Source organism: Xanthomonas campestris pv. asclepiadis (assembly GCF_020784175.1).
In the GTDB taxonomy this organism is placed as follows: domain Bacteria; phylum Pseudomonadota; class Gammaproteobacteria; order Xanthomonadales; family Xanthomonadaceae; genus Xanthomonas; species Xanthomonas campestris_D.
The window spans coordinates 15285-26510 of record NZ_JAJGQM010000026.1 but is presented as its reverse complement, the minus strand read 5'-3'; the positions used below and the strand labels follow the sequence as shown (position 1 = coordinate 26510).

The 11226-nt window shown below is 65.1% G+C and carries 8 protein-coding genes; 4 read left to right on the top strand and 4 right to left on the bottom strand.

Annotated features, from left to right (window positions below; genetic code table 11):
* Nucleotides 1-535: 535 nt before the first annotated feature.
* The gene (locus tag LL972_RS12935; RefSeq protein ID WP_228327941.1) at nt 536-1375 is read left to right on the top strand and encodes a glycosyltransferase family 2 protein; all 840 of its coding nucleotides are present in this window, start codon (nt 536-538) and stop codon (nt 1373-1375) included.
* Between the two features lie 512 nt (nt 1376-1887).
* Here LL972_RS12935 and LL972_RS12930 read toward each other — a convergent pair.
* The 4 genes from LL972_RS12930 to LL972_RS12915 all read right to left on the bottom strand — a co-directional run bounded on the left by LL972_RS12930 (nt 1888) and on the right by LL972_RS12915 (nt 6906).
* On the bottom strand, nt 1888-2616 hold the full coding sequence (locus LL972_RS12930; RefSeq protein ID WP_228327940.1) for a UTRA domain-containing protein: 729 nt from the start codon (nt 2614-2616) through the stop codon (nt 1888-1890).
* A gap of 105 nt (nt 2617-2721) precedes the next feature.
* Nucleotides 2722-3297, bottom strand: coding sequence for a nicotinamide riboside transporter PnuC (pnuC, locus tag LL972_RS12925; protein WP_228327939.1), 576 nt, complete (start codon nt 3295-3297; stop codon nt 2722-2724).
* Between the two features lie 250 nt (nt 3298-3547).
* On the bottom strand, nt 3548-5713 hold the full coding sequence (locus LL972_RS12920; RefSeq protein WP_228327938.1) for a TonB-dependent receptor: 2166 nt from the start codon (nt 5711-5713) through the stop codon (nt 3548-3550).
* A 32-nt stretch (nt 5714-5745) separates the two neighbouring features.
* Complete coding sequence (locus tag LL972_RS12915) at nt 5746-6906, bottom strand: phosphotransferase enzyme family protein (protein ID WP_228327937.1); 1161 nt, start codon at nt 6904-6906, stop codon at nt 5746-5748.
* 354 nt (nt 6907-7260) lie between these two features.
* On the opposite strand from LL972_RS12915, the gene LL972_RS12910 reads away from it, so the two are divergent.
* From LL972_RS12910 to LL972_RS12900, 3 genes are all read left to right on the top strand, one after another.
* Nucleotides 7261-8100 (top strand): glycosyltransferase family 2 protein, encoded by an 840-nt coding sequence (locus LL972_RS12910; protein WP_228327936.1) that lies wholly within the window; start codon nt 7261-7263, stop codon nt 8098-8100.
* A 130-nt stretch (nt 8101-8230) separates the two neighbouring features.
* Complete coding sequence (locus LL972_RS12905) at nt 8231-9262, top strand: hypothetical protein (protein ID WP_228327935.1); 1032 nt, start codon at nt 8231-8233, stop codon at nt 9260-9262.
* Between the two features lie 13 nt (nt 9263-9275).
* Entirely contained in the window at nt 9276-11183 is a 1908-nt protein-coding gene (locus LL972_RS12900; protein WP_228327934.1) for a glycosyltransferase family 2 protein, read from the top strand.
* Nucleotides 11184-11226 lie beyond the last annotated feature (43 nt).

Sequence of the window (11226 nt, the reverse complement as noted above, 5' to 3'; positions counted from 1 at the left end):
GCACAGTGATAGAAGTGTGTCAAGGGTCCACAATCCCTGCCGGCTGGGTAATTGTTGAAACAGTGTCGGGGCTCCGAACTGCCCAGGACCTACTGGGTACTTGGCCTACAGGATTGAGAGGGTTCAGGGGCTATCGCAAATAAATGCGTGCTCGATTTCGCAGATTCCTGTGAACTGGGTTATTACTCGCGTAAATTCTGGTGATGCGAAGTGTTACGATCCAGGTAAATCGATGTATCTTTCTTACACTTTAGCCGATTCAGTTGGACAGGCCGCTATGCAGGTGTGCGGGGTTTCCCCTATTCCATCGGGATGGGTCATTACTGCAACAACTTCCGGGGTTGCCGAGTGCTTGGATATGCCCTGGGGTGGTTATCGAGCATTTTCGATAATTAATTTAAATTAATAGAGATTGCTTGCATCTCTGGCTGATTGGCGCTGTTTTACAGGTCTTTTTCGCCGCTCGGGACGGTGAAGTTCTTTCCAATATCGCCTGATATGCTTGGAGCTAATTGATCAGCTAGCTTGAGGTTTAATGAACGACACGTTGCCCGTCGTGCTGGTGCCGGTCGGCACCGACGACGAGGCCCTGGATGCGTGCCTGGGTGCACTGGATGCGGCCACGCCCGCCGGCACGCGGGTGTGGCTGGCCGACGATGCGCAGGCCGGCCCACGCGGCCGTGCTGTGATCGCGCACTGGCTGGCGCGTACGCGCCTGCAGGCGCATCACACACGGCGCCAGCGCATGCTCGGCGAGGTGGCGCATCTGGACGAAATGCTCAGCGGCTGCGGCGATGCCGATGTGGTGGTGCTGGGGGTGGATGCCTGCCCGCTGCCGGGTTGGTTGAATCAGCTCGACGCCTGCTTTGCGCGCGATGCGGCGATCGCCACCGCCACCCCGTGGAGCAATGTAGGCGAAGCCTGTGCCTGGCCACGCCTGGGCGAACTCAATCCGCTGCCGGCCGCGCCGGAGCGGCTGGCCGCTGCGTGTGCGGCGATGCCGCCGCTGCATCCGGAACTGCCATCGGCGATCGGCCATGCGGTGCTGCTGCGCGGCAGCGCGCGGCGCAAGGCCGGCGGCCTGGACGCCAGCAGCTATGGCTCCTGGTATGCGGCACTGGTGGACCTGAGCCTGCGCATGGGTGGGCTGGGATGGCGCAACGTGCTGTGCGACACCGCCTTTGTCGCCTCGCCGCACGAAGGCCGCCCGGCCGATGGCGACATGGATGCCCTGGCCACGCGCTGGCCGGCCTGGCACGCCCGCCTGGCCAACTTCCTGATGCACGACCCGCTACGTGCGCAGCGCGATCAACTCTCGCAGTTGCTCGCCGATTTACCGCCGCCGGATCCACAACGCAGACTATTTGACGCGTAGAACAGCTGCCAAAGCGGCATGCTCACCGTCAGGCGGGTGCAGCCGGTGTTCGGTGGACTCGTACAGTGCAGTTCTTGAGCGCTGTCCTATTCAACCTGACGACTGCTCGCCGTACGGTGAGTGCAGTGGCTTTGTCGGCCGTATGTTGGTGGGTGCTATCGGAAGTCCAGGTCAAACGCCGAGTGGGTCGAGGGCGCGGTGCCCTCACCGCTCGCGGGACACGCCGTGAACCCGTCCCTGGGGGCTCGGTGGCGCATCCATGCCGCCACACGGTCCCGCAATCGGCGAGGACTCCGCACCACAGAGGGAGTCGGTTGCTTTGTTGAAAACACGCACACCGACCATCTTGACTGGTCCTTGCCCGCCCCCCGTCGCGGGCTCTTACGCGGCATGGATGCCGCGTAAGAGCTTACAAGGACGTCCTCGCAGCGTGTCCCGCGATGGTGGGTCGGCAAGGGCCCTGCAGCCAGGCCGCAGTGCGGTGACTGACGTGACGTAGTCTTGTTAGCCGCTCAAGAAGCCGACCGCATCGGTGCCTCGGTCCGCACCACCACTTCCAGCGCGTCGTGGCGCCAGGATTCGATATCCAGCTCCACTGCGCGGCCGTCTTCGGCGAAGCTGATCCGCTGCAGCCGGAAGCAGGGCGTGCCGGTGGTGGACTGCAGCAACAGGGCTTGCGCGGCGTCCAGCCCGGCCGGATGCATCGACAGCTGCGCGCGGCTCAGGAACAGCCCGAGTTTCTGGTTGAACACGCTCGACAGCGAGCCGGCCAGGTCGTGTTCCAGCAGGCCCGGTGCCCAGGCGGCCAGCACCACGTTGGTTTCCAGCAGCACCGCGCGGCGGTCGATCCAGCGGCGGCGTTGCAGCACGAAGACTTCTTCGTACGGCGTCTCCAGCCGTAAGGCGCCCGCGTAGGCAGCCCCCGCTGCCTGTCGTGTGGCACTCAACAGCTCGGTGCGCGGCTTGCGCCCTTGCGCCGCCACGTACTGCATGAAACCGGCGATGCTGGTGGGGTCGTAGCGCACGCGCGGTGCGCTGACGTACCAGCCACGACGGTTCTCGCGGTAAATGCGTCCCTGCGCTTCCAGTTGCTGCAAGGCCTCACGCAAGGTGATGCGTGTGCAGCCGAAGCGTTCGGCAAGCTCGCGCTCTACCGGCAGGCGCTGGTCCGGGCCCCATTCGCCGGCGGCGATCTGCGCGGAGACGATTTCGGTGATGGCGTGCTGGCGCGGTGCGCTCATGCGGCGATCCGCCGGTGGTGGCTGCAGCGCCTGTGCAAGACAGTTGGGTGAGAGAGGTACATGCGGCGATGGTAAAGAAGAACGCGCCCGCAAACTGCAGGTGGCTCAGGCGACGCCTGCCGGGTTCTGCTGCTGTTGGGCTTTCCAGCTACGCCATCCATACACCGCAAGCCCCACGAAACCGGCGTAGAGCAGGGCGGTGGGGTATAGCCCTTTGCTCAAGAACAGGCCTACGTAAATGCAATCGAGCACGATCCAGAGCACCCAGTTGGCGATGCGTTTGCGCGCGGCCCACACGCTGGCAACCAAGCTGAAACTGGCCAGCGCCGCATCCAGCCACGGCAGCGTGGCATCGGTGCGGTGATGCATGTAGGCACCGAGCGCAGCAGCGAACGCCGCGCCGATGCACAGCGATAGCCACAGTTCCGCAGCCGGCATCGGCAGCGGGCGAATCCGCGTCTCTGCAGCGGCACCGCGTTGCCAGTGCCACCATCCGTAGAGCTGGGTCAGCACGTAGACGCCCTGCAGCAGCATGTCCGAATACAGCTTCCACTGATAGAACAGCCAGGCATACAGCGCCACCGCCACGATGCCGACCGGCCAGCACCAGCGAATGCGCCGCGCGGTCAGCCACACGCCCAGCAGGTTGATCACGACGGCGGTGGATTCGAGCAATGACATGCAATGCCTGATGGAAAGTGGACAGCGGTGGAAGAGGTGCAGGCCGTGCAAAACAGCGGTGCGGTCGGAAGTGGATGCTGCGCGATGCCCTGAATCTGCCTGCATGCAAGCGCGGCAGCGCCCTCACCGCTGACCCCTGCTTCCCTTCAGCCAGTGCCTGAAACACGCACAGGCACAGGGGCCTTCGGTTCGCTATCCTTCCCCCGCCTGCGGGGGAAGCTGCCCGAAGGGCGGATGGGGGCAGCAGACCTCAAAAATCCACCTGCGCGGTCAAGCGCGCCGTACGCGGCGCGCCCGGGAACAGATAGGCATCGCCCTGGTATTCGCCGGAATCGCGCCAGTAGCGCTTGTCGAACACGTTGTCCACGTTCAAGCGCCAGGTGGTGACCACCCCGCCCAGTGCGGTGGCATAGCGCGCGCCCAGGTTGGCCACGGTGTAGGCCGGCACGCTGGCGTTGCCGAGCCGGTCGGCGAACTTGCGCCCGCTGTATTGCACGCCCGCCAGCAGCACCAGGCCATCGATGCCGGGCACGCTGTAGTCGGCCTGCAGGCTGGCGCGCAGCTTGGGCACGTTGATGGCCTGGTGGCCTTCGTACTCGGCAATATCGGTGTCTTCGGCGCGCGCGCGGATCGCCGCGATGCTGGCGAAGATGCGCAGCTGCGCGGTGGCCGCGCCATCGGCCGACAGTTCCAGCCCGCGGTTGTGCAGGCGGCCTTGTTGCACGAACAACAGACCTCCATCGGCCTGCGGCTGGGTGAACTGGTAGGCCTGGCGGATGTCGAACAGCGCCGCGCCCAGGCGCAGGCCGTCGAAATCGAATTTTGCGCCGGTTTCCAGCTGGTACGCATTGGTCGGCGGCAGGATCTCATCGGCGTTGTCGGCAAACCACGGGGCGGTACCGCCGGCGGCCAGGCTTTTGGCGTAGCTGGCGTACAGCGACACCTGCTGCTGCGGTTTGAACAGCAGCGCCGCCTGCGGCAGCAGCGTGTCCTTGCGCGTGCGGCGCTCCAGGACGCCATCGCGATCGAAGCTGCGCTCGTCCAGGCGCACATAACGCGCGCCCAGCGATAGCTCCCATTGCGATCCAAGCCCGATCCGGTCGGCGACCACCAGGGCGCGTTGCCGGCTGTCCAGGCGGCGCTGTTTCGGGTCCAGGGCGACGTCGGTTTGTGCAAACACCTGCGGGTCGCGGTCGATGCTGCCGCTGCCGACGAATTCGTTGACCGAACCGAAACGATCGATGGTGCGGCGGAGCCAGTCGCCGCCGATGCTCAGGTGGTGATCCAGTCCGCCGGTGAGCACGCGGCCTTCCAGCGTGGCGCGCAGTTGATCGTGAACGCGGGTGTCGTCGGGGTTGCGATAGTCGTAGACGTCGTACTCGCCTTGCGCGCTGAAAAAGTTCGGTGTGGCGATATCGGCGCAACTGGCCGCGCCGTAACAACCCCAGGCGAACGCGGAGAAGTCGTTGATCACCGAGCGGCTGCGCGCCGCTTCGGCAGTGGCGCGCCAGTCGTCGTTGAACTGGTAGGCGTAACGCAGCTGCGCATTGAGCGCATCCATCTCCACCGGCCGCGACCACGGCTGGTAGCCGAGCAGGCGATGCACATCGATGGCGCGCGGCACCTGGGTGCCGCCCAGCAGTTGATAACCCGGCACCGAGCGTTGCTGGCGATGCTGATATTCCACATCCAACTGCAGCAGCGATTGCGGGGTGATCTTCCAGTCGCCGGCCAGCGAGAGGAAATTGCGGTAGCCGTCGGCGTGGTCGACATAGCTGTCGATGTCTTCGCGTGCGGCATTGACGCGCAGGCCCAGGCTGCGTTCGGCGCCGAACCAGTCGCCCAGGTCGGCGGCGACATAGCGCGAACCTTGTTCGTCGGTCCCCAGGGTCACGCTGCGCACGTACTCGGGCCGCTTGGTGCGGTAGTCGATCAGTCCGGCCGGTTCGTTGACGCCCGATTGCAGCCCGGCCAGACCCTTGAGGAGTTGCACCTGCTGCTTGTTTTCCAGCGCGATGGATTGCTCGCCCACCGCGCTCAGGCCGTTGATGCGGTAGCTATTGGCGGCGTTGAGCGAATAGCCACGCACGACGAAATTCTCGTAGTAGCCGATCGGTGCGTAGGCCTCGCCGGCGGAGGCATCGGCGCGCAATACCTCGCTGAGCACGCGTGCCTGGCGGTCGAGCACTTGCTGGCGATCGATCACCGCGATCGAGGCCGGCGCATCCAGCAGCCGCGTGGCGCCGAAGCCGGTCAACGCCGTGCTGGCGTCGGCGCGTTCGCCACGCACGTTGACCGCATCCAGTTCGACCGCCTCGGCACCGGGGTGCTGCTGCGCGAGTGCAGGCGTGGCAACACATAGCGCAAGTGCAAGCGCGAGCGGGCGGTGGTGGGGCAGGGGGGCGGACAGGTGCATGCGCAAGACTCGAAAAGGAGAAGGAAGACCGCTCATGGCAACCGGCGCGCGCGTACGTGCAGGTGATCGAGCAGACGCTGGCCATCGGCGCTGGCAAACCAGTCCGCATGGCCGAGCAGGTAACGGTGATAGGCGATATCGGCGTTGTCGGCCGAGCGGGTGATGCCGGCGAAGTAGTCGATCTCGCTCAGGGCGAAATCGGCATGCACGATCGGCAGCAAGGCGGCCAGCTGCCGCAGCTGCGCGGCGTCCAGTGCGCAGTGCCGTGTGTAGCCGTCCAGCAAGGCGTCTAGCTGTTCCAGCTGCGGCTGCGCGCGTTGCCCCGCATCCAGGTTCAACCATGGAATCAGATTGCGTTCGATCGCCGTGGCCAGATCGAACATCGCAAAGCTGCGGTCGCACAGGCCGAAGTCGAACACCGCGCTGACCTCGATGTCGCCATCGTCGTGCGTGCGCCACAGCAGGTTGGAGGCATGCCAGTCGCCGTGCGTCCACAGCGGCGGCAATGCGCCGGGCGCCGACAACATCGGCCATGCCCGGGCGTGCCAGGGCAGCAGATGGTCGGCCAGGTCGCGGCGCCAGGGCCGGTCCTGAAAATCGGCGGCCAGGCCGGGGCGCGCCAGCAAGGCCTGTTCCACTGCCCGGATCGGATCGGCCTGCGCGAACAGGGCGAGGTTGGCCACCAGTACGCTGCTTTGGCGCGGCGGTGCATCGAATCCCTGCGCAGCCAGATGCAGGCGTGCCAGCGCGGCGCCTGCCGCCAACGCATGCGCGGTGCTGGTAAAGGGCGTCCACGACAAGGCGTCCCGATACAGGTCCTGGCCGAGACCTGCGCGCTGTACTTCATAGACCCAGTGCGCATCGGCCAGGGCGGTGCGGCCAGAAGGATCGTGCAGCACCTCGACCACCGGCGCGCCGGCCCAGCGCAGGTGCGCCATGAAGCCATGTTCTTCGCGCAAGTCGGCGATGCTGCGCACGCTGCGGTGATGCCGCTTGACGATGAGCGTGCCGGTGGCGGTGTCCACGCAGGCGGCGGCGGAAAACGGGCGTGCGCTATGCCAGCGAATCAATGCGCCATCGCCAGCAGCGCAAAAGTGCTGCAGCACGCGATGGATTTCCTCGGCGGTCAACACCGGCCAGTCCGGCAGTGCCAATTCCAGGCTCATGCCGTGCACCTGATGCGAGGTGCTCATGCACGCAGCTCCGGCCATGCTGCGCAGGTCAGTGGTATAGACCAGCCAATTGGTGCCGTTGTAGCGGACCCGGCGCGCGCACCGGCGACAACACAGACGGCGCTGCCAGGCCGTCGTTGCGGCGCATGCGCCATCAGGCGGGTGCGCTGCAGGGAATGAAAAGGCAGCGCAACACCGAAAGGTCGCTGGCCGTCATCTCGACACTAAATGTGGGGGTGCGCCGTGGGCGGCGCCTGCAGAAGACCGCTGGGCGGCTCCGGGCGCGCAGTATGCCTGCTGCTGCTGCCAGCCGTCATGTGGAGGCTGGCATCTGCATGATGGCGCTGCGCTGCCTCGGCACCGGATAATGGCCCGATGACTCGTGTCCAGATCGCCGCCGTCGTCGTCACCTATCAGAGCAGCAGCACCATCGATGCATGCCTGTCGCGGCTGCGCGTGGCCGAGGGCATCAGCGAGATCCGGGTGGTCGACAACGCCTCCAGCGACGACACCCTGGAGGTCGTGCAGCGGCACGCCTTGGCCGACCCACGCTTGCACTTCATCGCCAATCCGGACAACCCCGGCTTTGCGACGGCCTGCAATCAGGGCGCGCGCGACTCGCAGGCGCCCTGGCTGGTGTTCATCAACCCGGACCTGATGGTCGAGCGCGACACGTTGGTGCAGCTGTGCGCACGCGCGGCCGGGCACGCGGCGGTGCTGTTGGGCGTGGAGCAGGTGGACGAGCAGGGGCAGCCGGATGCGGCGGTGCGCCGTCGCGATCCGGATTTTGCCGCGATGCTGCGCGCACCGCGCGCTGCCGCCCAGTTGGCGGTACCGGCCGATCCGGCTGCGACCTTGCAGGTGGTGGATGCCATCTCCGGAGCACTGATGCTGATGCAACGCAGCCTGTTCGAGCGGCTCGACGGCTGGGATGGCGCCTACCGCCTGCACGCCGAAGACCTGGACCTGTGCCGGCGTGCGCGCCAGGCCGGCGCGCTGGTGGCGGTGGCCAATGATTTGCAGGTCGTGCACGTGCGCGGCGTGTCCAGTCGGTCGCGGCCGTTCTTTGTCGAGTGGCACAAACACCGCGGCCTGTGGCGCTATTTCCGCAAGTTCGAGGCGGGCCAGCGCGGGCTGGTCATCCGGTTTGGCGTATGGCTGGCGATCTGGACCCATGCCGCCGCCCAGGTGCCCAGATTGTTACGAAAGAGATGAGTCCGCTAGCGTTAAATTTGCGATAAATCAGTGATGGGTGACGGGGCATAACTGTGATACGTTTCGCCTCGAAGTGTGATCAATCACTAGCTTCCTGTCCCTTACGGGTCCCCCATCAGGAATCGTGCAAATGTCCTTACAGAACGACCCGCAATTGCGGGTACGTCTGCCGTGCGCCGCCGCGCTGCAGTCCAGTCCGGTTGTTTCGCCCTCATCTCTTGAGTCCATCCCTCGCCGCGTGCCGGTAGCCGCAAGGTCGGCGCTCGCGCTGAGCTGCCTGATTGCCGCCTTGCCGGGTACTGCCGTGGCCGGTGCCTGGACCCAGCCACAGGGCGACACCCTGGTGATCGTCAAGGCGCTGCATAGCGATGGCCGCGGCTGGTTCGACGACAGCCATCACCGCACGACGTTTGGCGACGGCCAACAATTCGACGGAAACGGGCGTAGCCGCCAGGACCAGTTGAATGTCTACGTCGAGCATGGGCTGACCGACAAGCTGAGCTTCATCGGCAACTTCTATTTCACCGAAGTGGGTTTCAGCAATTACGGCGGTGATGGCCGGACCCGCACCAGCACGACCGGTCTTGCCGATCAGGAAGTTGGCTTGCGCTATGCGCTGCCAAGCGCGCAAGAGGACGTCTGGCGCAGCTCGGTGCAGGCATTGGTCAGCATCCCGGCTTATGGCCGCAGCAAGACCTACCATCCGAACAATCCCAGTGCGAATACCGATCCTGCGCTGGGCCTGGGCGACTATGGCCTAGAGCTGCGTTACAGCCGTGGGCGTGGTTACACGCTGGGCGGGCGCAACGGCTACGTTGATCTGGGGGGTGCAGTACGCTTGCGCGGCAGTGCGGCCTCCGACGAACTGCGAGTGGACGCGTCTACCGGTCTGAGCCTGACCCCGAGCTGGTTGCTGCTTGGCGAAGTCAACGTGATCCAGGGCCTGGGCAACGGGCGCAACAATTTTGACGTCCCAGGCTCTGCTGGGGGCGTCGGCTTCGTTGCCACCGGCACCAACTACGACCTCACGAAGCTGCAGTTGTCCACGCTGTACACCGCGCCGGGCGGCAGCCAGTGGCAGGTGGGGTATCAGCAGCCAGTGATGGGCCGCAACACCGCTGCTGCAGGTGGGCCATTCGTGGCTGCCTGGTGGCGGTTCTAAGGACGCCACGACAATGACGGTCACCTGCGAAATGGAAGCGCTGGGACGGGCACCGGACATCGGCCGCGAACGCGGTCTGTTGGGTCGTGCGCTGGTCACGGCAGGCGTCATCACCGACGAACAACTGCGCGCTGCGCTGGCGTTGCAGCAACGCTGGAATTCGCGCCTGGGCGATGTGATCCTGGCCCAGCGCGGCGTGCCGGCGCAGCGGTTCTACGCCATCGTTGCCGCGCACTTCGGTCTTGAATTCGTCGACCTGGTGCAACAGCCGCCGGATCCGGAACTGCTCACCCCCGGCGATCTGGAAAGTTATGCGCAGCGCCTGCTGCTGCCCTGGCGTCGCGAAGACGGCGTGCTGGTGCTGGCCGTGGCCGACCCCGACCCGGCGGTGTTTGCCTGGGCGCGTGCGCACTATGGCGAAGACGTGCGGTTTGTCGGCACCGCCAAGTTCGACATCATCTGGAGCCTGCAGCGCTACGCCGACGAACAGCTCACCGACAACGCGCTGAACCTGCTCGCAGCGCATGCGCCGACCTATTCGGCGCGCCAGGTGGTGACGCGCGGGCAGAAGCTCACGCTGTGGGCAATCGCCGCGGTGCTGGTGATCGCGATGGTGCTGTTCCCGGTGCCGGCCCTGATCACCGTCAACGTGCTGGTGGCGCTGGGCTTTCTGGCGACCTTCGGATTGAAGCTGTTGCTGGTGTGGTTCGGCTCGCGCCACCGCATCGACATCAAGGTTACCGAAGACGAAGTGGCCGCATTGCGCGATGACGACCTGCCGGTCTACACCGTGCTGGTGCCGATGTACAAGGAGCCGGAAGTCCTGCCGATCCTGGCCAATGCGCTGCGCAAGCTGGATTACCCGATCAGCAAGCTCGACGTGAAGCTGGTGCTGGAAGCGGACGATTTCGACACCATCGAGGCCGCCAAGAAACTCGGCCTGGAAGCGTTCTTCGAAATCATCCGGGTGCCGCCGTCGCAACCCAAGACCAAGCCCAAGGCCTGCAACTACGCGCTGCATTTTGCACGCGGCGAATTGCTCACCATCTACGACGCCGAAGACAAGCCCGAGCCCGATCAGCTCAAGCGCGTGGTGGCGGCGTTCCGCAAGGCCGAAAAGGATGTGGTGTGCATCCAGGCGCGGTTGAACTACTACAACGCCGACGAAAACTGGCTGACGCGGATGTTCACGCTGGAGTACACGCTCTGGTTCGACTTCTACCTGCCGGCGCTGGAATACCTGCGCATCCCGATTCCATTGGGCGGCACCTCCAACCATTTCCGTCTGGATGTGTTGCGCCAGGTGCGCGCGTGGGACCCGTACAACGTCACCGAAGACGCCGATCTGGGCGTGCGGCTGATCCAGAACGGCTACCGCGTCAACGTGGTCAACTCCACCACGTTCGAAGAAGCCAACGTCAGCATTCCCAACTGGATCCGGCAGCGCTCGCGCTGGCTCAAGGGCTATATGCAGACCTGGCTGGTGCACATGCGCGATCCGGTGCATCTTTATCGCAGCACCGGGTTCAAGGGCTTCTGGGGCTTTCAGTTCTTCATCGGCGGCGGTTTCTTCACCGCGTTGGGCGTGCCGGTGCTGTGGGCGCTGTATGTGGTCTGGGCAGTGACAGGGACAAGCGCGTTCGAGCGTTTCTTCCCGCCGTGGCTGGCCACCATTTCGCTGGTCAATCTGTTGTTGGCCAATGCGTTCTTCATCTACATCACGCTGGTGGCCGCGTTCAAACGCGATTACTTCAAGCTGGCGCCCTACGCGCTGACGGTGCCGTTCTATTGGGCGCTGCAGTCGATCGCCGCTTACAAGGGCCTCTGGCAGCTGATCCACAATCCGTTCTACTGGGAGAAGACCACTCATGGCATCAGCAAGCATTCGGAAAACGAGCGCCGCGCCGCACTCGAAGAGTGAGTCGGCAGTCGCGCGTCGTCACAGTGGGCTGCCGGCGTTTCTG

What these genes read in the sequence shown, in the direction of transcription:
- LL972_RS12935 (WP_228327941.1), top strand. Translation starts at nt 536, where the DNA reads ATGAACGACACGTTGCCCGTCGTGCTGGTGCCGGTCGGCACCGACGAC.
- LL972_RS12930 (WP_228327940.1), bottom strand. Translation starts at nt 2,616, where the DNA reads ATGAGCGCACCGCGCCAGCACGCCATCACCGAAATCGTCTCCGCGCAG.
- pnuC (WP_228327939.1), bottom strand. Translation starts at nt 3,297, where the DNA reads ATGTCATTGCTCGAATCCACCGCCGTCGTGATCAACCTGCTGGGCGTG.
- LL972_RS12920 (WP_228327938.1), bottom strand. Translation starts at nt 5,713, where the DNA reads ATGCACCTGTCCGCCCCCCTGCCCCACCACCGCCCGCTCGCGCTTGCA.
- LL972_RS12915 (WP_228327937.1), bottom strand. Translation starts at nt 6,906, where the DNA reads ATGAGCACCTCGCATCAGGTGCACGGCATGAGCCTGGAATTGGCACTG.
- LL972_RS12910 (WP_228327936.1), top strand. Translation starts at nt 7,261, where the DNA reads ATGACTCGTGTCCAGATCGCCGCCGTCGTCGTCACCTATCAGAGCAGC.
- LL972_RS12905 (WP_228327935.1), top strand. Translation starts at nt 8,231, where the DNA reads ATGTCCTTACAGAACGACCCGCAATTGCGGGTACGTCTGCCGTGCGCC.
- LL972_RS12900 (WP_228327934.1), top strand. Translation starts at nt 9,276, where the DNA reads ATGACGGTCACCTGCGAAATGGAAGCGCTGGGACGGGCACCGGACATC.